This window comes from Streptomyces sp. A 4/2 (assembly GCF_940670765.1).
Taxonomy (GTDB): Bacteria; Actinomycetota; Actinomycetes; order Streptomycetales; family Streptomycetaceae; genus Streptomyces.
Map to the genome: position 1 here is coordinate 375,218 of NZ_CALNVW010000020.1, position 22,000 is coordinate 397,217.

14 protein-coding genes are annotated in these 22,000 nt (G+C 69.9%); 6 read left to right on the top strand and 8 right to left on the bottom strand.

Annotation, left to right across the window (positions count from 1 at the left end):
* Position 1: 1 nt before the first annotated feature.
* From NBY69_RS16345 to NBY69_RS16365, 5 genes are all read right to left on the bottom strand, one after another.
* Positions 2–1,120 carry a glycosyltransferase gene (locus NBY69_RS16345; protein WP_250301641.1) on the bottom strand — a complete coding sequence of 373 codons (1,119 nt, stop codon included), beginning with the start codon at positions 1,118–1,120 and terminating at the stop codon, positions 2–4.
* On the bottom strand, positions 1,117–3,264 hold the full coding sequence (locus NBY69_RS16350; RefSeq protein ID WP_250301642.1) for a prolyl oligopeptidase family protein: 2,148 nt from the start codon (positions 3,262–3,264) through the stop codon (positions 1,117–1,119). The genes NBY69_RS16345 and NBY69_RS16350 overlap by 4 nt, the downstream gene beginning before the upstream one ends.
* Positions 3,265–3,306: 42 nt before the next feature.
* Positions 3,307–4,794, bottom strand: a complete 1,488-nt coding sequence (locus NBY69_RS16355) for an MFS transporter (RefSeq protein WP_250301643.1) — start codon at positions 4,792–4,794, stop codon at positions 3,307–3,309.
* Positions 4,794–5,987, bottom strand: a complete 1,194-nt coding sequence (locus NBY69_RS16360) for a radical SAM protein (RefSeq protein WP_250301644.1) — start codon at positions 5,985–5,987, stop codon at positions 4,794–4,796. Before NBY69_RS16360 ends, NBY69_RS16355 begins: the two co-directional genes overlap by 1 nt.
* Before the next feature lie 111 nt (positions 5,988–6,098).
* Positions 6,099–6,368: a hypothetical protein gene (locus NBY69_RS16365; RefSeq protein WP_250301645.1), complete on the bottom strand. Its 270-nt coding sequence runs from the start codon at positions 6,366–6,368 to the stop codon at positions 6,099–6,101.
* Positions 6,369–6,692: 324 nt separating this feature from the next.
* On the opposite strand from NBY69_RS16365, the gene NBY69_RS16370 reads away from it, so the two are divergent.
* From NBY69_RS16370 to NBY69_RS16380, 3 genes are all read left to right on the top strand, one after another.
* Positions 6,693–7,940 carry a cytochrome P450 gene (locus NBY69_RS16370; protein ID WP_250301646.1) on the top strand — a complete coding sequence of 416 codons (1,248 nt, stop codon included), beginning with the start codon at positions 6,693–6,695 and terminating at the stop codon, positions 7,938–7,940.
* A gap of 322 nt (positions 7,941–8,262) precedes the next feature.
* Positions 8,263–9,162: an aldo/keto reductase gene (locus tag NBY69_RS16375; protein ID WP_250301647.1), complete on the top strand. Its 900-nt coding sequence runs from the start codon at positions 8,263–8,265 to the stop codon at positions 9,160–9,162.
* Positions 9,163–9,424: 262 nt separating this feature from the next.
* Positions 9,425–11,797: a hypothetical protein gene (locus NBY69_RS16380; RefSeq protein ID WP_250301648.1), complete on the top strand. Its 2,373-nt coding sequence runs from the start codon at positions 9,425–9,427 to the stop codon at positions 11,795–11,797.
* Positions 11,798–11,850: 53 nt separating this feature from the next.
* On the opposite strand, the gene NBY69_RS16385 is transcribed toward NBY69_RS16380, so the two are convergent.
* Complete coding sequence (locus NBY69_RS16385) at positions 11,851–12,264, bottom strand: MarR family winged helix-turn-helix transcriptional regulator (RefSeq protein ID WP_250301649.1); 414 nt, start codon at positions 12,262–12,264, stop codon at positions 11,851–11,853.
* Positions 12,265–12,936: 672 nt separating this feature from the next.
* On the opposite strand from NBY69_RS16385, the gene NBY69_RS16390 reads away from it, so the two are divergent.
* From NBY69_RS16390 to NBY69_RS16400, 3 genes are all read left to right on the top strand, one after another.
* Positions 12,937–14,277 carry an amidohydrolase family protein gene (locus NBY69_RS16390; protein ID WP_250301650.1) on the top strand — a complete coding sequence of 447 codons (1,341 nt, stop codon included), beginning with the start codon at positions 12,937–12,939 and terminating at the stop codon, positions 14,275–14,277.
* Complete coding sequence (locus NBY69_RS16395) at positions 14,274–15,794, top strand: DHA2 family efflux MFS transporter permease subunit (protein ID WP_250301651.1); 1,521 nt, start codon at positions 14,274–14,276, stop codon at positions 15,792–15,794. Before NBY69_RS16390 ends, NBY69_RS16395 begins: the two co-directional genes overlap by 4 nt.
* 121 nt (positions 15,795–15,915) lie before the next feature.
* Positions 15,916–18,894, top strand: coding sequence for a LuxR family transcriptional regulator (locus NBY69_RS16400; RefSeq protein ID WP_250301652.1), 2,979 nt, complete (start codon positions 15,916–15,918; stop codon positions 18,892–18,894).
* A gap of 52 nt (positions 18,895–18,946) precedes the next feature.
* On the opposite strand, the gene NBY69_RS16405 is transcribed toward NBY69_RS16400, so the two are convergent.
* Together NBY69_RS16405 and NBY69_RS16410 are read right to left on the bottom strand one after the other, a co-directional pair.
* Entirely contained in the window at positions 18,947–20,302 is a 1,356-nt protein-coding gene (locus NBY69_RS16405; protein ID WP_250301653.1) for a cytochrome P450, read from the bottom strand.
* A 49-nt stretch (positions 20,303–20,351) separates the two neighbouring features.
* Positions 20,352–21,974, bottom strand: coding sequence for an FAD-dependent monooxygenase (locus NBY69_RS16410; protein ID WP_250301654.1), 1,623 nt, complete (start codon positions 21,972–21,974; stop codon positions 20,352–20,354).
* Positions 21,975–22,000: the final 26 nt, after the last annotated feature.

The following is a 22,000-nucleotide window of genomic DNA, read 5'->3' on the forward strand; positions in this document are numbered from 1 at the left end:
GTCAGCGTGCCGCCGACTCCACGGCGTCGGCGGCGCGCGTCTCGCTCTTGCCGTCGGCAAGCAAACCGCCCAACTCCTCCGCACACGCCCGTAGTTCGGCATCGCGTGCGGTTTCCTCCACCGCGGCTCGGAGGTCCGCGGCAGAAGCACCAGGCTCCGGGAGCATGCGGGCGACACCGGCGCGCAGACAACCGGCGGCGAGGACTTGCTGCTCCGAACCGTTGGGGGCGACGAGCAACGGCTTTCCGTGCAGGAGCGCGGCGAGCACCGGGGCTGACGTCGCGTTGGTCAGGACGAGGTCGGCCCGTTCCACGAGCGGCCCCATCCAGGGGCGGCGGCCGACGACCAGGTCGGCGTCCCTGTCTGCATCGGGGGCTCCCGACCGTCCCAGCTCCACGACGGCTCGGTGCGTTCCCGAGGTGAAGGCCGCGTTGAGGCGCGGCCAGAGACTGGTGCCGCCGAAGGTACGGCCGAGATGGACGTATGCCAGAGGTCTGGAATCCGGCAGGGGTTCCACCGCCGGGGGTTCCGGCTCCCACCAGCAGGGGCCGACATGCCGTACCGCCGGGGGCAGTTCGGCGTCGGCCGCTTCCAGGAGAGGGTGGCCGCGCAGCAGGAAGGCGGTGCCGAGCAGCGCGGTATCCGGGAACCGGTCGTGCCGTGGAGCGAGGCCGGCCGCCTCTCGCACCTCCCCGTAGTGCTTCAGGGTCTCCGCCAGCCGCCATGCGCGCCCGTGGGCGTCCACCGGACCGGCGCCACCGCGGTAGGGCCACAGGTGTGCGGTCAGCCCCAGGACCACCACCGGCAGGCCGGCGGCCTCGGCGGCCACCAGTGCGCCGTGGCAGAGCACGGAGGTGACCAGGACATCGGGCCGCAGCAGCCGGACCGCCCGTGCCACCACTGCGTGCTGCTCGGGGCCCCGCACCGTCCAGTGGGCCACCGACAGGGCCGTGCCGTCCCCGGCTGCCGACACGGCCAGACCGGCCGCAGCGACCACGGGCGCGGCCTGCGGTGCGGCGAGGACGTGCACCGCGTGGGCGCGACGGCGCAGTTCCCGGCCCACCGCGAGGGCCGGGTACAGGTAGCCCGGATCGTTCAGCGGGCACAGGAGTACCTTCATGCCGGGCCGCCCCTCGGCAGGTGGGGGCCCGGATGCAGGCCCAGGTGGTGGGCGAAGAAGGCCATGACGTCGGCGTAGAGGCGGGCGCTGCGCGAGGCGCCGCGCGCACCGTGGCCGACGCCGCTCTCGGTGCGCAGCACGACCGGCCCGTCACCTGTGCCGGCCCACTGGAGGGCGGCGCACATCTTCCGGGCGTGCGCGGGATCGACACGCGTGTCGCCGTCGAAGACGGCCAGCAGCACGGCCGGGTAGCGCGCGCCCTCGCGCACCCGGTGGTACGGCGAGTACGCGAGCAGTCGCGCGAACTCGGCGGGGTCCGCCGCACTGCCGTACTCGTCGCGCCAGCTCATCCCCATCCCCGACAACTCGTAGCGCACCATGTCGAGCAGGGGCGCCGCGCACACGACGGCGGCGTAGGTCTCCGGCCTGCGGGTCAGCGCGGCAGCGACCAGCAGGCCGCCGTTGGAGCTGCCGAGGACGCCGAGCCGGCCGGGGGCGGCCCATCGGGTGCGGAGCAGATGGTCGGCAGCTGCGTCGAAGTCGTCGAAGGTGTTCTGTTTGTGCTCGCGGCGCCCGGCCCGATGCCACTCCTCCCCCTCTTCTCCCCCACCGCGCACGCAGGCCACCGCGTACACGCCGCCCGCGCGCACCCAGGGCACGGCCTGCGGGGTGAAGCCGGGGGTCATCGAGGCGCCGAAGCCGCCGTAACCGGTGAGGACGGCCGGGCGGGGCCGGTCGGCACAGCCGGTGGGGGACATCACGAACATCCGCACCTCGGTGCCGTCACGGGAGCGCGCGACCTCCTGGGTGACGCACACGCCCTCGGCGGGCGGCAGCGAAGGCGGGCCGCCCGGCCAGGGGCTCAGGCATCCGGTGACGGCGTCGTAGTGCAGGACGACGGTGGGAGTGATGTGGTCGGTGTACGCGAACCACGCTTCATGGCCTGGTTCCTGACGTGTGGTCAGGCGGGTGACGGTCCCCTGTCCGGGCAGGGTCACGGTCCCTGCCCGGTCGCCGGTCCTGGCGTCGTGCAGGGTCATCTCGCCGACCGCGTGCCGGGTCCGTACGACCACCAGGAGCGGCCGGTCCAGTGCCGGGCCGTCCAGGACCGCGAAGTCCTGGAGCACGGTGCCGGGTTGCTCGCCGACCAGTGTGTGCCAGTGGCCGGGGTCCGTGGCGTCGCGGCGGGCTGCGGCGATCCGGCCGCGCGGGGCACCGGCCGTCGTCCTGAGCAGCAGCGGTCCGCCGCCCGGCCGGATGCGGACGGCGGTACGGGCGTCCGTGCCGTGCTGGAACGCACGCAGGACGGGCCGGTCAGGACCGGTCCTGGCCAGGTCGGCGATCCACAGGTCGGTGCGCGGCGAGGTGCCCTCACTGGCGCCGACGACCAGGAGTCGGCCGTCGGGTGCGGTGGCCACGGTGTAGTACTGGGTCTCCGACCGCCCGGCGCCGAAGACCTCCGTGTCCCGTTCGGCCGGGGTGCCGACCTCGTGCAGACAGACGCGGCGCCGACGACCGGGCCCGCCGGGAGCACGCTCCGGCTTCAGCAGGCGCACGTAGTAGAAGGCCCGGCCGCCCGGCAGCCACGCCACCGGAGAACGGCGGACCCGGTCCACGGGGCCGTCGACCGTCTCGCCGGTCGCCGTGTCGAGCACACGCAGCACCGAGTTCTCCGTACCGCCGGAGGACAGCTGGACGGCTACCAGGTCGCCCTCCCACGACGGCTCCCAGGCGTCGAGCACCGTCGTACCGGACGGGTCGGTGTCCAGCGGGTCGAGCAGTACCCGTGCCCGGCCGTCCTCGCGGACGGCGAGCGCGGCGAGTTCACGCCCCGGTTCCCTGCGCAGGTGGAACTCCCGCCCGCCACGCGCCACCGGCGGGGAGGCACCACCGCCGGCGAGCAGGGTCGTCATCCGCACGCGCAGCGCCTCCCGGCCCGGCCAGCGTGCCTCTTCCTCGGCGTAGAGGAAGTCCTGAGCGGCGCCCCAGGCGGCGGTGGCGGGGTCCTGCGGATCCTCCAGCCAGCGGTAGGGGTCGGCCACCGGCAGTCCGTGGATGACCTCCACAGGTCCGCTACGGGGCGCGGGCGGGTAGGCGTACCGGGCCGGCGCCGGCCTGGCGTCGCGGGGCGGGGACTCGGTCATCGCGGCGCTCCAGGGAGAACGGTCACGGGAGGTGGAGGAGGGTCAGGCGCCGCCGATGTCCGTGCGCCGTACGGGAGGTGCCGGAACCAGGTCCCCCGAATCGGCGCCGCCCGCGACGGCCGGCTCGGCAGCCGACTTGTCCGCCGGCCGGCCGGTGCGGCCCGCGCCCGCGGGCGGGTCCGGGAGGCCGGATGAGGCCTCGGTCTCCGCGGGACCGGGAAGGTCCGGAAGGTCTGCGGGAGGAACGGTGTTCGCCGGACCGGGCGGGTCCGGGAGGCCGGGGGACGGCACGGTGTCCGCGGGACCGGCGTTCTTCGCGCCGTCCCCGTCGGCGTCCAGGCTGGTCTCGCGCAGCAGCGGGACGGACGACACCACAGTGATCACCGCCGCCGTGCCGGCCAGGGCCAGCCAGGTGCGGCTCGCCCCCAGGGAATCCACGAAGGAGCCCGCCAGGACCGGTCCGAGAGAGGCGAGACCGGCCATCAGCAGCCCGGTCGCGGTGCTGACCCGGCCCAGCAGGTCGCGGGGTGCGAGTACCAGCATCGCCCGGCCGACGACGATGCCCGCAGGCGGGCTGAAGAAGACGACCACGACCAGCACCGGACCGATCGTCCAGGGGTGGGTGGTACCGGAGAAGACGGCGAGGCCGAGTGCCCAGACCGCGCCGATGAGCAGGAACAGCCGGGCGGCGGGGATCCTCTTGATCAGCCACGGTGCCGCAGCCGCGCCCAGCAGCGCCCCGACACCCGCGCAGCCCATCACCGCTCCGATCGCCGTGCCGCCGGCGCCGCTCTGCCGCAGGGAGACGACCATGGCCGTCTGTGCCGCAGCCGAGACGATGTTGATGCCCGCGGCGAAGAGCAGCGCGGCCAGCAGCGCCCGCTGGCGCGTGAGCCACCGCAGCCCGGCCGTGAGCCGGTCGTCGCGCTCGGCTCCCGCGGTCTCCGGGGAGGGCCGACCGGCGATCCGCAGCAGCAGTACGGCGGAGACCCCGTAGGACGCGGCGTCGGCCGCGAACGGCAGGATCGAATCCAGGGTGAACAGCCAGCCGCCGAGGAAGGGGCCGATCAGCGAACTCGACGCCATGGCGGCCTGACTGCGGCTCAGCGCATCGGTGAGGTCCTTCTCCGGTACCACGTCGCGCACGGCGATCGTGGCCGCGGGCGCGAAGAGCGCGGTGGCGGCGCCCTCCACCACGGCCACGCCGAGCAGATGTGCCTGGCCGAGCTCCCCCAGTGCCGACATCAGCGGAATACTGGCCAGCGCCACGAGCCGCACCAGATCGGTACCGACCATGATCATTCGTCTGTCGAGCCGGTCGGCGAGATGACCCGCCGGCAAACGCAGCAGCGTCCTGGTCACCAGCGAGCACGTCGCGATCGTGCCGGCCTCTGCGGCGCTGCCGCCGATGGACAGCACCAGCAGCGGGAAGGCGAGCAACGACAGCTGGGATCCGAGGGTGGACAGCGTCGAACTGAGCCAGAAGCGGCGGAAGTCGGGGTTGGTGCGCAGGATGCCGGCGCCCTTCATCACAGCCGTCCGACAGCGTTGAGACCGTCCAGCACGCCGGCGTCGACCCGGTCCTGGAAGACAGCACGGACGGCAGCCTCCTCGTCGTACTGGTAGTGGTCGTGGCAGCTGACCCAGCGGCCTTCTGTCTGCTGGGCGTCCAGATAGCCGTCGGCGACAGTGCCGACCTCCATGCCGGGCTTGCCGGCGGTCTCCCAGCAACTGGCGAGGACACCATCGGCGTTGACGACCGCGCCGTAGCGGCCGTCGGTGAAGGAGCAGGCCTGGCAGGGGACATGGGCGCGCGGACGGGACACCGTGAAGCCGAGTTCCAGTGCGCGGGCGTGCCAGCGGACGAAGTCCGCGACGAGGCCGTCCTCGTGCATCAAGTTGTTCGCGTAGCCGACGCCGACGTCGCCGACGCGTGCGAAGTGGATACCGCAACGTGCCGGATCGAGACGCGAACCGAGCCGTTCGACCAGTTCGTCCACGCCGTTCCGGTTCAGGTGCGAGACGTTGACCCGCAGCATCCAGCGCAGGGACGTCTTCTCGATGGCGCGCGCGATGTTGGAGACGATGACGTCGAAGGTGCCGCCTCCGGAGCGCCTCACCCGGATGGAGTCGTGGTCGGTCCGGTCGCCGTCGAAGGTCACCTGGACCGAGCCGAGACCCGCCGCGTTGAGCTCCTTGGCGATCAGCGGTGTGAGCAGCGTGCCGTTGGACGTCATCGACGCGGTGAGGGCACCCAGCTTCCCCGCCCGTGTGAGCAGGTCGCGACAGCCCCGTGGGTTGAGCAGCGGCTCGCCGCCGAACAGCAGCAGAGACAGCCGGTCCAGACCTGCCGCGTTCATGCGCTCGCGGGTGAAGTCCATGACCTGTCCGACGGCTTCGGGGGTCAGGCGGGCGTGGCGTATCCGCGGCGGACGGCTTCCCCCCTTGGGGTCCTGCGCGGTGTTCTGGAAGCAGTAACCGCAGCCGAGGTTGCAGTCCGTGCTGGTCAGCACGGTGAGCGAGTAGGACGTGTAGGGCCGTACGTCGTAGAGACCCGCGTCGCGCAGATAACGCTCGGCCGAGGGCCGCAGCGTGCCGTCCGGTCCGACCTGGCCGGGCCGCATCAGTGCGTATCCGCCGGCCCCCAGGAACCACCACCCCCTGTCGGCGCGGATCAGACGGGCCCCGGCGGCGGGGACGGCGACGGACTGCGTACCGGACACGGCAACCTCCGGGGCGGGGCGGAAGGAAAGGAGAGAAACGGTCTGCTCGGACCCCGGCCGCGGTGGCGTCGTGCGCCGCCGCGGCCGGGATGGACTACCAGGTGGAACTGATCAGGCGTTCTGCTCCTGGTGGACGCCGCACCACGGGGTGTCCTCGCCCTCCTCGGAGTGCGCGACCACCTCGGGCTCGTCCACCGACTCCTGGTGCACCCCGCACCAGGCAACGTTGGACGCGGAGTGCGCAACCACCTCGGGCTCGTCGACCGACTCCTGGTGCACCCCGCACCAGGCGACATTCGACGCGGAGTGCGCAACGACCTCGGGAGTCTCCTCCGCAGAGGTCTCGGTGGTCTCCTCGTGGGGCTCGACGTTCTCGGCCATGATGGGTCCTCCATACGACGGGCGATCGGGACGACGGGCGGCAGTGCTGCGCCGACCGCCAGGAAGCTAGGAGCACGGGGTTCGGCACCGGTTCGCCGTCGGTTGTCCCGCGGTGAATCCTGCTGCTGGTGGGCGCGCCGATGCGCCGGAGCAGCGGCGTACCGGAAGCGCGGCGGAGCCGGGCCACCGGCCTTCTCTCCAGGTGGTCGCTGCTGCCGCGGGGGCGGAGGCATACCGGAATCGCACCGGGCGTGAACCGGCGGGCAACCATCCGTTCCTACGGTGGCCGCCGCACGCTCCGCGAACGCGAGAGGACGCCTCCGCATGGACACCGAACCCGCCGTCACAGCCGACGTGCCCGCGGCGGCAGGACAGCAGCGGCTGCCGGAGCCGCTCGGGGCCGAGTTCCTGGCCCGGCCGGACGAGACGCTGGCCTCGATCCGGGAGACCTGTCCCGTGGTCCGGATCAGGACACCCGCGGGACGGCCGGCGTGGCTGGTCACCCGCGCCGACGACGTGCGGGCCGGCTTCGTGGATCCCCGCCTCTCCCTGAGCGGCGGCCGTGTTCCCGACCGCGGAGTGCGCCGCCGCGCGCTTGACGTGACGCTGGTCAACTACGACCCGCCCGACCACACGCGGATCCGCCGCCTCGCGACACCGGCCCTGACCCCGGGCCGGATGGCAGCCCACCGGGAACGCATCGAGCGAGCCGCCCGTGAACTCCTCGACGCGGCCGACGCGGCCCGTGGCGAGGGGCCGGTCGAGCTGATGAACGCCTTCGCGCGCCCGTTCGCCTTCCGGTCGCTGTGCGAGGTCTTCGAGGTACGGGAGGAGGAACGCGCCGCGCTGTACGAGCCCGTGGCGCGTCTCGCGGACAAGGCGAGCTGCACCGCCGCGGCCGTCGAGGAGAGCGTGGCCCGTATCGACGCCTTCGTCCGCGGAGAGATGGCCCGCCGCACCACCGCCCCGGGGGACGACGTCGTCACCCGCGTCCTTGCGGCATGGCGCGAGCAGGGCGGTGCGAGCGAGGACGAAGTCGCCTCTCTCCTGGCGATGCTGCTGCTGGCCGGCTTCGACAGCACGGTGCAGGCGATCGGCATGAGCATGGTGGCGCTGCTGGGGCACCCCGAGGTGCAGGCCTCCCTACGGGAGGAGCCGTCGCGGGTTCCGCGCGCGGTGGACGAGTTGCTGCGCTGGGACACCCCCGGTCCGTTCAGTACCAAGAGAGTGGCTCTGGAAGACATCCCGTTCGGGGACACGGTCATTCCTGCGGGCAGCGGTGTTCTGCTGTCCGTGGCGGCGGCCAATCACGACCCGCGCTGCCACGCGGACCCCGGAACGCTCGACCCGGACCGCAGTACCGCCGGCCGCCACCTGTCCTTCGGCCTGGGGCCGCACTACTGTCCCGGATCTGCGCTGGCCCGCCTGGAACTCACGGTGGCCCTGACCAGCATCCTCGGCCGCTGGCGTGGGCTGACATCGGTGGTACCACTGCACGACCTGGCCTGGGGCGGCGGCTACCTGCACCGACGTCTGGCCTCACTGCCCGTTCTGCCCTGCGGGCCGGGATGAGCGGACCGCCGGCGGCGTGATCGGCGTCCGCCCTCAGCCCCCCAGCTCCCGGCCTACCCTCCCGTAACCGGCGCACCGGAACCCACCACGAAGCGGAAGTGGGAGTGACATCGGTGTCGTCCCGTTCGGGTTCGACGGGAGATCCAGGGCCGGAGCGTCACCTACTCCAACTCGGTGCGCGCATCAGGGATTCCCGGTCACGCTGTGATATTCGCCCACCGCCCGGCACCTTCCCGCCACGCCTGTCACCTGCGCATACTCCAGGACCGCCCCGCCTCGACGCTTCCGGGGCGACAGCCGATCGGATGGAGTTATGGAACAGATGACGTCTCGCACGGTCTCCGCCGCAGCCGCAGGCACATGGATGCTCGGTGACCTCGCGGTCAACCGGATCGGTTTCGGCGCCATGCGCTTGACCGGCAGCGCCGCCTTCCACCAAGGCACTCCCAGCAACCGCGGCCAGGCGATCGAGGTGCTCCGCCGCGCGGTCGAACTCGGTGTGAACCACATCGACACCGCGGCCTTCTACTTCTCCCGGCTGCGCTCCGCCAACGAACTGATCAACTCGGCGCTGGCACCGTATGCGGACACTCTCGTCATCGCGGCCAAAGTCGGCCCGACCAGGGATACCGACGGCGAGTGGAGCACCCCGGCCCGGCCCGAGCAGCTGCGCGGCCAGGTCGAGGAGAATCTGCGTCAACTCGGCCGCGAACAACTCGACTTGGTCTATCTGCGCGTCATGGGGCAGGACTGCGTGAGCGAGCATTTCGGGGCTCTCGCCGAATTGCGCGACGCCGGGCTCGTCCGTCACCTCGGTATCTCCGGCGCCCGCCCGGAGCACCTGGCCCAGGCTCAGGAGATCGCGCCGGTGGTGTGCGTCCAGAACCGCTACGGCATCGACGCACCCGACGGGGACGAGATGCTCCGGGCATGCGCGGCGCAAGGCATCGCGTTCGCCCCCTTCTTCTCCATCGCCGGGGAGGGCCGCGAGACCGGCGCGGTCCGGGCCGAGCACGACCAGGTCAGCACCGTGGCCCGCGCACACGGCGTCTCGCCCGCACAGGTCCGCCTGGCATGGACCCTTGAGCAGGGTGCCCATGTGCTCGCCATCCCCGGGACGGGCAACCCGGAACACCTCGTCGACAACGTGGCGGCGGGCGCACTCCGGCTGACGGACGATGACCTCCAACTGCTCGATTCGCTCGGCCGCCCCGCAACGTAGGTACCGGCCGAATCCGCCACGCGACCACCATGGACGGGTCGGTGGCAGGTGGGGCAGTTGCCTGTCCGGGTTCGTGTCAGGCCGCGAGCGAAAGGATCTTGCGGGCGATGGCCCCCATCTGAATACCAGAGCCCTGCGGGTACTCGACCCGGACAAAAATGTTTCGTACCTATCCTTGCGGGCTTCTTGCCGACCGTGGCAAAGTGCAGGCCTTGAACCACGTTCCGGTCACAGGAGACACGTACGCGAGGACGGGTGGGAAATGCTCAACAGGAGAAACTATCTTTCCCTACTGGCAGCAGCCGGAGTCGGCGCGAAGATCGCTCTCGATCCGACACCCTCACAAGCCCAGCCACTCCCCCCGGAGATCGAGGGTGCGGATGCCCAGACGGCCGGATTGTTCCGATCTATGCGAGAACTCCACGGCTCTCTGCAGGTTTTTACTCGGAAGTATGAGGGCACCACGCTGCGCCAGACCAAGGAGTTTGACGGCGACACGCTGATCGACGGGCAACAGCGGTGGCAGCTGGCGTGGGACACGCGGCGCCCACCCGGTCGCCAGGGGTGGGACGTCACCTTGACGTGCACCCTGGAGCAGGGAGAGGCCGAGGAAACCGCGATCTCGGTTGATTTCCCATTCGAGAACTGGGAGACCGCGAACTACGTGATGATTCCCGGATCGGTCTACAACGGCAATCGTTACCGCGCCATCGGAAATGGATACAACCCAGACTATCCGGCCGACATGTACTACAACCCGCGGGTATCGGTGGCGATATCGAATAATCCGCGACTCGCCTTGGACACCTCGGAGTCCTCACGGATCGAGCTGGAAACCTGCGCAACCGCTGCTCCGTCGATGAGCTTTTTCTCGCCCAGGCTCAAGAAAGGGTGGATCGTCCTCACCGAGCAAGGCACACGACTTGGCAATAGTGGACTCTCCGTCGAGGAGAGCGCGAACAGGGAAAGCTGCGACTTTCGCATTTCGGCACCTGTCATGCGCCAGTTGGCAGCCGGTTTCGGCGACTTCCGACCGAGCGGGGACAGCGCGCCGAACTGGTCTGCCGGCGACGCGGTGTCGATTCGCTTCCAGGTTTTCACTTTCAATGCCGACGGAATTCCGGCACTCCTGCAGGAATTCATGGACGTACGGAAGTCGCTGACGGGCGCTACGACACCCCGCAACCTGCTTCCCATGAGCAAGCTGACGGAGGTGGGTACCGACATCTGCCGCGGAAACTTCACCGAGACCAAGGCCGGCAAGTACTACCTCCCAGAAAACTCGAATGATTTCCAACTGGGCTGGGTCAGCGGCATGATCAACACCTACCCCATGTTGGCCCTGAACGACGAGACGGAACGCGGTAGAGTCGCCGAGGAACTCGACTTCATCTGTTCTCGCATGCAAGGGCGAAGTGGATTCTTCTTCGGCTACATCAGCTCGGACGGCGAAATCCGGTCGGAGAAGTCCCACCCCGATTTTCCGGCAGTGCAGGCCATGGTGCGCAAGAACGGGGACATCCTCTTCTGGCTCATCAAACACTTTATGATCTTGAAGGCGCAAGGACACGGCGCAGCCGTCAAGGAGCTCTGGGAATTGGCCGCTCACGATCTGGCCGCGGCTTTCACCCGCACCTGGCGGGAGTACGGTGAATTCGGTCAGTACATCGTTCCCGAAACGGGCGAGATTGCCGTCTACAACTCGTCCGCCGGAGCCATCGCCCCGGCCGGACTCGCCCTGGCGGCTGAATACTTCCGCCGTCCGGACTGGTTGACCGTGGCCGAGGAGAGCGCCGAATTTTATTACGAGCGGGACGTCACGTCCCGCGGATTCACCGGCGGCGCATGCGCAGATATCTCACAGGATGCAGACTCCGAAACGGCGTTCGGTCTCCTGGAGACATTCATGGCGCTCTATCAGTACACAGGCAAGAGCTCCTGGCTGGACCGCGCGAAGGTTCAAGCCGCACTGTGCTCGTCCTGGACGCTCGCCTACGATCCGCAGTTCCCGGCAAGCAGCGATATTGCACGACTGGGCGGAAAGATGGCCGGCGCGGTCTGGGCAAGCAGTCAGAACAAGCACGCTGCGCCAGGTGTCTGCACCTCCTCAGCCGACCACCTGTTCAAGCTGTACCGGGCAACCGGGCAGAAGAAGTACGCAGAGCTCATCAGTGATATCCAGCATGCCCATGCCGAGGCCGTCAATATGCCGGGGCACATCACAACCGACAACTTGATCGGTTCGAGTATGGAACGAATCCAGCCCAGCGACGCCGAGGGCAAGGGCAGTATCGGCAATTTCATCAGGACGAGAAACTCCTGGACCGAGACCGACGGCATCCTGATGGCACTCGAACTTCCCGGAATCTACGTCCGGCCTGGAGAAGATGTCCTCTTCACCTTTGACCATGTCGAGGTCGAACGTATCCGCGGGGACAGCCGATCCACCGTGCTCCGCCTGTCGAACGAAACACCCTATGCGGCAGAGGTGTCGGTGCTGGCAGAAACATCCCGCCAATCGGCCCGCCCCCTGGGATACACGGCGTTCCTCGGCTGGCCACGAGTCGAAGTTCCAGCCGGCGGAGAGGTCACGGTGAGCGTCACGAGCGATGGCAAGGTCACACGGCAGGCCTGATCCGGAGTGGAGCACGTGTCGACCTGAACGCCAGGACCCGACAACGGAAACCCTTACTTCTTTCCCTCTAGTGAATTGAGTGTGGAAACGAAGGAGTTGAGGTCCTCGAGCACGCGGGCAAGGCTCTCCCGTCCGAGAGGTTCGGTGAGTTCCCGTTCCACCTCGCGCGCGACGATATTCCCCTCCCGCAACTGGCGACGCCCGCTTTCGGTGAGGAAGGTACCCACTATGCGCCCCCGAGGCTGAGAGCGCCGCTCGGCCAGCCCCGCTGCCTGAAGTCGGCCGAGCATGGTCGTCACAGCGGCGGGGCTCACGTCGGACCGGCGGGCGATTTCGGCGCCCGCTATGCCCGGCTGTTCATCGATGAGGCACAGGACGGCCCATTGTGAGGCGCTGAGACCGATCGGCGCGAAGGCCGCGTTGACTGCGGCATCCACGGCACGACCCGCCTGGTAGAGCGCGGTCATCAGTGGTGGTTTGGCGGGCGGCGGTGACACCCCCTCAGCAGAAACGTTGCGCTCTGTGGGGTCTGCGGGGTCTTGCGTCATGGCTGGTCGCCGCCTTCTCTGCCACCGGTCCGGCCCACGATGCCGCCGAGGCTACGGACCCGTCCGACTACGCATCACATGGGCGCTGTTTCGAAACGCTCCCCGGCTGCAGCCAGGGAGCGAACAGCGCCCTTGGTGCCCGGCCCACGCCCGCACTGCGGGTCGGAATCATCCAACGCACCTCACGTGCACGGATGTTCCGTCACCTCGCGTCGCACGTACCAGTTGCCGTGAGGCCCACCGCGAGGCGGTCGGCGTCGTCCTCGAAACACCGGCCAGCACAATTACTCGCCCGCAGTCTCCACCAGCGACCCACTCGGCGCCAGTGACTGTGGCTCAGATCACAGGAAGGCGGGGCCACATGGGGCCCGCAGGCACAGCACGCAGCCGACAGAAGCGCATCTTGACGTGCTCGATGTTAACACATTAACATCGAGACGATCGATTGCAGCGTCTGCACCCAACGCGTCCCCCTTGTCCGGCGATTGACATTTCCCTAGAACCGCCTGCCCATATCCGTGTCGCGACATACGCGAATTCCGCGTCGAACCGCGCGCCCGGCATATGCACTTCATCGACGGGAGCCTCTTGATGAGTCACGAAGCGGAATCGCGTGCGGAATCCTTCGGGGGATCCGCCGCGAATCCGGAATCCCCACATGTACACGGAAAAGGCCCCGGTGCTCTCGCCCTCGTAGGCGGCAGTGTCATCGACGGCAGCGGCACGCAACCGATTCACAGCGGCGTGGTCGTCATCGAGAACGGCCGCATCACGGCCGTCGGGCCGGCCTCTCAGGTACGCATCCCGGACGCGGCACTGGTCCTGCGGTGCGACGGGCAGACCGTCCTGCCGGGGATCATCGACTCGCACACACACATCGAGCAGGATCTCCCGGCCACCCTGGGCGCCTTCCTCAAGGACGGCGTGACGAGCCTGGGAAACACCGGCTGCGGACCGGACCTCGTTTCACAACTCCACACCGCTGGAGGGGACTTACATGCGGCCCGTGTCTTCGCGGCCGGGCCCGCGCTCACCGCAGCGGGCGGCTATCCGTCCATGCGCGGTGACGGTTCCGTCGCGCGCGCAGCCGACTCGGCCACGGAGGCCGAGGCCGCGGTCGACGAACTGGCCGCCCTCGGCGCCGATTTCATCAAACTGACCCAGGAGTCTTTCGACTTCAACTACCGCACCCCGGGCCGACTCCCCGTGCTCGGGCCAGGCCCGATCGCCGCGGTCGTCCGCCGCGCGGATACACACGGCTTGCTCGTCCGCTCCCATGTCCACCACGTCACGCAACTGGACATCGCGCTCGACGCGGGTGTCACCAGCGTCGAGCACATGCTCTTCCCCCTGCCGCCCGACATGGGCTACGTCGAACTGCACCGCGAGGGTGCCCTCAGCACGGATGCCCTCCCCGGGCTGCGCAGGCGGATCGCACGCATGGTGGAGCAAGGCGTCTACCTGGTCCCCACTCTCGGCGGTGAACTCATCAACATCCGCCTGCATCTGCCGGACTTCCCCGCCGACGGCCTCCGGGCTGTCGAGGAACTGCTCGTCTCCGTCCTCGCCCTCTACGTCGAAGCGGGCGGCAAGGTCGCCCTGGGCAGCGACTGGGTCGGGCTGCCCGGTATTCCGGCGGGCATGCCGCGGCAGGAGATGGAGTACATGCTGGCCGCCGGTCTGACTCCGCTCCAGGTCATCGAGGCAAGCACCCGGCACGCCGCTACGCTGTGCGGTCAGGGCCAGACACTGGGCGTCCTGGCACCGGGGCGGCACGCCGACCTGACAGTCGTGGGCGGCGACCCCTTGCGTGACCCAGCCGCTCTGGACGACATCCGGGCCGTCGTCAAGGACGGACACCTCGCCGTACTCGCCGACAGCCAGAGCCCGCCGGCCCCGCACCGCCTCGCAGACACCGCCGACCCCCGATGAACCGCGACGCCCGCCCCGGGACCGAGGGCCCGCGGCCCGAGCCGTTCGGCACGGCTTCGCCGTGGAAGACACTGATCGCCGTGTCCGTGGGCTCCTTCATGACGATCCTCGACGTCACGGTGGTCAATGTCGCCATCCACAGCATCCAGCAGGAGTTCGGAGCGTCCACCGCCGATGTGCAGTGGGTGGTCAGCGGTTACGCGCTCGCACTCGGCGTCGCCACCCCGTTGGCCGGGGCGCTCGGCGAACGACTGGGCACGAAGAAGGTCTATCTGATCTCCCTCGGCTGCTTCGCCGGAGCCTCCCTCCTGTGCGGTCTCGCGCCCTCCCTGCCGCTGCTCATCGTGGCGCGGGTCGTCCAGGGTCTCGCCGGGGGCTTCGCGCTGCCGCTGGGCTCGGCCAAGCTGTTCACCGCGTTTCCCGCGGCGAAGCGCGGCCTCGCGTTCGGTGTCTTCGGGATCGTCCTCGTCTTCGCCCCGACCGTCGGGCCACTGCTGGGCGGCGCCTTCGTGGACGCCGGGATGCTGCGCTGGATCTTCTTCATCAATGTGCCGATCGGCGCGCTCGGCGTACTCCTGGGGAGCCGCTTCCTCACCCCCGACGGGCCCCGGGCGGAATCCGCCCCCCGGATCCACCTGCCGAGCGTCGTCCTCGTCTGTGTGGGGTTCAGCGGGCTGCTGCTCGGCGCGACCCTGCTCGGCTCCCCGAGCGGCTCCCACAGCAGTTCGCGCGGCACCACACTGGCCGCGTTCGCCGTGGGCGCCCTGGCCCTGGTCGTGCTGGTACGCGTCCAGCTCCGCTCGGCCTCTCCCCTGCTCAACCTGCGGCTCTACCGCGTCCGTACCTACTGGATCGGCAGCGCCATCAACGCGCTCGGTCAAGTCCCCTTCTTCGGAACGCAGTTCCTGCTGCCGCTGTCCATGCAGGTGGTGCGCGGTGTCAGCGCACTGGATGCGGGGCTGGCCCTGCTGCCACTGGCGCTCTCCTCCGGTGCAGCCGGTGTCCTGGCGGGCCGGGTCAGGGACCGGTGGGGGCCGCGGCTCCCGCTCGCCGTGGGCTTTCTGCTGTTGGCCGCAGGCATCGCGATGCTGCGCGCACGCGCCGCGGATCCCGACCCGCGAGGCCTGGTGTGGCCCTTGCTGCTGGCGGGTGCAGGCGCGGGTGCGATCCCGCCGACGACACAGGTCACGGCTCTCAGCGACGTTCCCCGGGAGAGCGTCGGCAGTGGTACAGCACTGCTTCAGGCAACCCAGCGGGTCTGCCAGGCACTCGGCGTCGCGGCACTGGCCGCCATCGTCGCGCGAGGCGTCACCGCACCGGCGAACAGCCACGTCTTCATCGCACAGTACGCGGCAGGACTTTCGGCCGCCTACACGGTCGCCTTGTACGTGTCACTCGGCTGTGCCGTGCTCGCCACGCTCCTCCCCGGGTGGCCGATTCGCAGCACGGAAGCCATACCGGAGACAGGCCCCGGCACCGGAGCGGTGTCCGGGCAGAAGACGCCACCGGATTCGTAGAAAGAGCGGAGACCGGTGCGCCAGAGGCACGCGGCCCGCGGCCGTGGGCCCACGATCCGCAGTCCGCCCGCTGCGCAGGTGCTTCTCCTGTCTCCCGTCCGTGAAAGGTACGCCCCCCGCCATGGCAAAGGTGCCCGCACTCCACGACGGCGAGCGAACTTCGTCGGGTGGTGCCGAGGAACCGGTCGGCCGGTCCGGCGTGAGCGTACGGCCGCTGCGCGGACGCACGGAGCAGACCGAGCTGATCGGCCGCGCCTTCGAGCGGGCACAGAATTCACGGCGCTGCGTCCAGGGATGGATCAGCGGACCGGCCGGGATCGGGAAGTCCCGCTTGCTGGCCGAGGCCCGGAGGGCGGCGTCCGCGCGGGGCTTCACGGTCATCCACCTGGAGGGCGACGAGTTCTCCCCGGCCCTGCCGATGACATCGCTGTTCCATGCCCTGGCCCGGTCGCTGGACGCCGACCGTCGCCCGAGCCCGCGCCGGGGAGCTCGGGAAGTGCGGGACGAGCAGCGGGACGACCGGCATTTCCATGCGGCCTCGCTGTCACTTCTGGAAGCCCAGCTCAAGAAGGCCCCGCTGCTGCTCACCTGCGACGAGGGCCGGAGCCCCGTCCCACTGCTCGCTGCGACGCTGCACCCGCTGATGTCACGTCTGCGGAATTCCCCGGTGGTGTGGCTGACCGCCCGACGCACCGTTCAGGAGGATGAACCGGCCCTTCCGGGTGGACCGGACGTCTGGCCGCAGAGCCCCACGGAGGCCCTGCGTCTGCCCCTCGGGCCGCTCTGCGACTCGGCCGTTTCGCAGTTGTTCGCCGACTGCGCCGACGGGCGGCCCGACGCCGAACTGAGCACCCTGCTGGGTCTGGCCCAGGGCAATCCCCGGCTGCTCGTTGCCGTCATCGGACAACTCCTGGAACAGGGCGACGTCTGTGTGCAGGGAGGCACCGCCCGCCTGTCCGGCGCACCGGCCGGCACCGGGCCCCGGGCGGGCACCTCGGCCTCCGGGCGGGCACCTCGGTGGTTCAGCGCGTTGATGGAGGACCGGCTGGCGACGGTGTCACCGCAGGCACGACTGCTCATGGAGGTGGCAGCGGTACTGGGTCCGGCCTGTCTGCCCGAGGACATCGCGGAGATGCTCGGTGAACCGGTGGGCGCACTGGTCCCCCGGTTTCGCGAAGCGGTCGTCGCCGGGATGGTCAAGTGCGGCACCGAAACAGTCACCTTCCGCCATGAACTGATGCGACAGGTACTCATGGAAGACATGCCGGGTGTGGTCCGTGGAGCCCTGCACCGGCAGGCCCTGGGCATCCTGCTCGCGCGCGGTCATTCCCCCACGTCGGTGGCCCCACATCTCATCCACGGGGCCCACCGCGGGGACCCGGCCATGGCCGGGCTGTTGCGCCAGGCAGCCGAGGAGTCGGTGACGAACGCCCCGCAGACCGCCGCGGACCTGGCGCTGCGCGGTCTCGAACTGGTGCGGCCGGTCGTCGACGCGGCACATGAACCGCTCACGGTGATCGCGGTGGAGGCATGCGTACGCTCCGGGACGCTCCCGACGGCCGTCACCCTGGCCCGGGACGCGCTCACCCGCCCGGCCGGTCCGGAGATCACCGCCCGGCTGCGCTACTGGCTGTCCACGGCACTGCTGCTCCTCGGCCGGACAACGGACTGCCTCGAAGTCGCCGGGGAGCTTCTCGCACAGCCCGGCGTACCGGCCCACCTGCGCCAGAAGGCCGTACTCAACCAGTTGTCGGCCTGGTCGGCCCACGACGGGCATCAGGTCGCGCGCCACGCCGAACAGGCGCTTGCCGCTGACGGTGGCCGTGGCGATGGCAGCGGTGACGGTGACGGTGATGGTGACGAAGGGCTGGACATCCAGGCAGGTGTCACCACCGCACTCGCCGTACTGCGCTGGCGTGAGGGGAAGCTCAACGAAGCACTGGCCCTGTGCCAGGACGCCGTAGCACTCGCGGACCGGGGCTCGGCCTTCGAATGGCACACCCATCCCCGGCTGGTGTCCGCGATGATGCTCGCCCATACCGGCAGATTCAGCGAGGCGGAGGCCGCACTCGGAACAACCCCGGACCCGGTCGAGTTCGTCTCGGCCGACGTCCCCAGACTCGTACACGCGCGGCTCCGGCTCGCCGACGGCAGGCTGGACGAGGCGGAACGGGAGGCGACAGCGGGACTCGCCGTTGCCGAGGAGTCCGGGGTCTGCGTGTTCATGCCGCTGGCCTGGCAGTTGCTGGCGACGGTGGCCTCGCACCGGGGCGAGCTGGCACGGGCCGGTGACTACGCTCGCCGCCTCAGGAAAGCGCTGCCGGACGACCGTGGGCAGGTGTGCGCGGCGGCCGGTGCCTGGATCGAGGCCCAGATCGCCCTGGCAAGCGGCAGTGAACCCGATCTCAAGAACGCTCTCGAAGAGCTGTGGTCGAACGAACCCGGTCGCGGCGCCCTGTTGATCGAGGAGCCCGGGTTCGCCCCGTGGCTGGTTCGTGTACTGCTGGCCACGCGGCACCCGAGCCAGGCGGCCGAGGTGTCCGCGGCGGCTGAGAGGCTGGCGCGTGCCAACCCCGGTATCACTGTGGTGTTCGCGGCAGCCGAGCACGCCCGGGGTCTGATCGAGGGGGATGCCGACGCGCTGGAGGAAGCCGTCGCAGGTCACCGTGATGCCTGGGCCCGCGCGTCAGCAGCCGAGGACCTGGGTGCGCTGTTGCTCGAAACGTCCCGGGCACGCGCCGTCCGGAGTCTGGAGAGCGCGCTCACGCTGTACGGGCAACTGGGCGCGGAAGGCGACACCGCCCGGGTCCGCCGCAGACTGCGGGCCGTGGGGATCCGCCGCCGGCACTGGTCCCATTCCCCTGAGCCGCAGACCGGCTTGCGGAGCCTGACCAGGACCGAACTCACCGTGGCCGAACACGTGGTGCAAGGATTGACGAATCGTCAGGTCGCTGACCGCATGTTCCTCTCACCTCATACGATCGCCTTCCACATGAGGCAGATCTTCCGCAAACTACAGGTCCATTCCCGTCTGGAACTCGCGCGCTGCATACAGGGCATCGGGCCCGAGGGAATGTCTCCACCGGGTACGGGAGGGTGACGGCGGAGCGGGTCGCGCCGGTCTGATCTGCCCGACCGGCGTCCGTCCCGGCTCAGCCGCTCGGCCGCGCCCCTCCGGTAACGTCCGGCCGCACCGAGTTGCTCCGTACTCCGAGCGGTACACCGGCCCGGTTTCCGGGCCGTGCTCCGGTGTCCAGCCACAACTCCGCCGGTCCGTGAAAGACCAGATCGTCCGTGTACCGGACTCCTGGGCCGGTCGGACTCGCCCCCGGCAGGAACTCCAGCAGCGCAGCGAGCCCGGTCTCGACTTCCGTCCGGGCCAGTGCCGCGCCCAGGCAGAAGTGGATTCCCAGGCCGAATCCGAGGTGTCGGTCAGGGGGCCGGTGCACGTCGAGCACATCGGGGTGGGGGAAATGGCAGGCATCCCGATTGGCCGAGCCCAGCATGAGGACGATTTTCGCTCCCCGCCGGATCCGGTGTCCGCCGAGCGCTTCTTCCTGGTACGCCCATCGGCTCACGGCCTGGACCGGCGGGTCGAATCTGACGAGTTCCTGGACGGCCCCCGGCAGCAGCTGCTCCGCCGTGCACAGTTCCGCGAGGGTGTCGGGTCGGTCCAGCAGGGCCAGGGCCGACTTGGCCAGCGCATGGGTGGTGGTCTCGTGTCCGGCGGTGAGCAGGTGGACACAGGTCGCGGCGATCTCGTCGTCCGTCAGGGGCTCGCCCTGTTCGCCGGCTCTGACCAGCAGAGAGACCAGATCTTCCGCGTCCCCGCCGTGGCGGCGCCGGGCGTGGTCGCGGAAGAATTCGACGAGTTGCCGGGCCGCTGCGTCGGCGCGCACGAGCCCGTCCGTGCCGCTGCCCGCCCGCGACGTGCTCGCCTCCTGCAACTGGACGGAGAGTTCACGCAGCCAGTCGCAGTGCCGGCGCTCCACCCCGAGCAGTTCGCAGATCACCATGACGGGGAAAGGCGCGGTGAACTCCGCCACCAGGTCCACGACTTCCTTGCGCCGCATCTCCGCGAGCAGTTCGCGAGCGATCTCCTGCATGCGCTCGCGCAGACCGAGGACAATCCTCGGGGTGAACTCCTTACTGAGCAGCGCGCGCAGGGTGGTGTGCCGGGGCGGGTCGAGGAACACCAGCCAGTTCCGGAGCATGGTGCGCAGGGTTTCGTGGCGGTCCGCCGGCCGTGGCGCCGTGGGGCACGCGGAGCTCGCGACCGGGGGTTCGGTGTTCGCGGCGTCCGCGCTGCGTCCGAACCGTGGGCTGGTGAGCACCTGCACGACTTCGTCGTAACCGAAGACGTAGTAGGTGTCCGGCTCGCCCGGCAGGCCCGGCACATGGTGTACGGGGGACCTCGCCCGGTAGCGCAGGTAGACGGGGTAGGGATCGGCGATGGCCTCGGCCGGCCAGCCGCGCAGGTCGAAAGGTGGCAGTTCTTCGAACAGCATGGTGCCTCTCCCTGAGAGTAATGGCATCCGTCCGCGCACCGGGGGTGCGTCACCGGGCGCCGCGTACCGTGTCCGCGAGCGCGCCGGGGTCGGTGGGGAGCTCCGAGCCCCGCCAGGCCACGTGTCCGTCGGGCCGCACCAGGACGAACGGGCGCTGGTAGAGGGCGGCCACTTCGGAGTCGTGGCACACGGTGACGCCCAGCGGCATGTGCCGGTCGGCGAAGGCCCTTTCGAACCCTTCGTGCTGCGGGCACGGGTGGTACCGAGGAGGTTCCGCGAAGTTCAGCAGCCGGAAGCCGTCACCGAACAGGTCGAGTGTGGAGAGTCCCGGCTTCAGCCAGGCGTGCGGGGCACGTGATCCCGGCTTGCTGTTGGGACGCTGCTCGTTCTCGTCGGCCGGTGGCGTTCCGAGGTCGGGGACGATGACCGGGGACTCGTACCGGTATCCCATATGGATCATGGGGGCGTCGAACTCGCGGCGGATTCCGCTGCGTTCCAGTTGTTCGGCCATCGCGGCACGAGCCCGCTCGCCCGCGGGTGTGTCCTCGTGAAGGTCCTCGGACAGGGTGCGGCTCATCGTACGGACGAGATTGCGGTTCGCCTCCTCCACCGCCTGCTCCGCGACGGGCTGCCGCTCGATTCGGTACGTGTCCAGGAGCGTGGGCCCCGACCAGCCCGCCAGTTCGGCTGCGAGTTTCCAGCCCAGGTCGGCCGCGCCCGCGATGCCGGTGTTCATACCGAACCCACCGGAGGGCGACAGGGTGTGTGCGGCGTCTCCGGCGAAGAAGACCCGGCCGCTGCGGAATTCCTCCGCCACCCGGTGTGTCAGATGCCATGCGTGGTCGGACAGCACCTCGACCGGCGTGTCGACGGCCAGCGCCTGCCGGATCAGCGCCAGGGCGGGCTGGGCTGCCTCGGGGCTGCCGTCGACGCGGACCGACAGCCGGAACAGCCCGCGGCCGTCCATCGCCCGCATGGGAAAGCGCAGCGACGTCGACAGCAGGAGGAAGTAGAAGAGCGCTTTGCGTGTTCCCAGCTGTTCACCGAGCTCAGGGGCGCGGAAGAGGATGTTGCGGAACGTCTGGGTGGGATGGCGGGCCGGGGCGGCGACGCCGCATGCCTTGCGGATCGGTGAGGAGGCACCGTCGCAGGCCACGAGGTACTGGGCATGGATGGTGCCGACCGTCCCGTCCCTCTGGTCGGTGACGGTGGCGACGACCCCGTCGTCGCCCTGCTGGAAGGTGTCCATGCGGCAGTTCAGCCGCAGCGGTCCGTCCGGGTGTCTGCCCACCTCGTCGGCGAGCAGGGGCGCGAGCCAGTGCTGGGGGCAGATCTCGTCGGGCTCCGGGGTGTGCGCGAAGGGCCGCCGGGTCTCGCTGGTACCGATGGGCAGCCGCAGTACCTCGTGTCCCCCGATCCGGGTGACCCAGACGCTGTCGAGTGTGTGGTCCCTCGGCCAGCCGGCGGCGCGGATCTTGTCCGCGACGCCCCACCGGCGGAAGAACTCCATGGACCTCGGGCCGATGTTGCTGACCTTGGGGTGGGAGACCGATCCGTCGCTCGCTTCGACGACGGTGTGGGCCACCCCTCGCGATCTGAGGTCCAGGGCCAGGGCCATGCCGACCGGGCCGCCGCCGACGACGAGGACGTCGGTGTCGTACGCAGGGGTCATATCTTTCGCCTTTCCTGCTGTTGAGG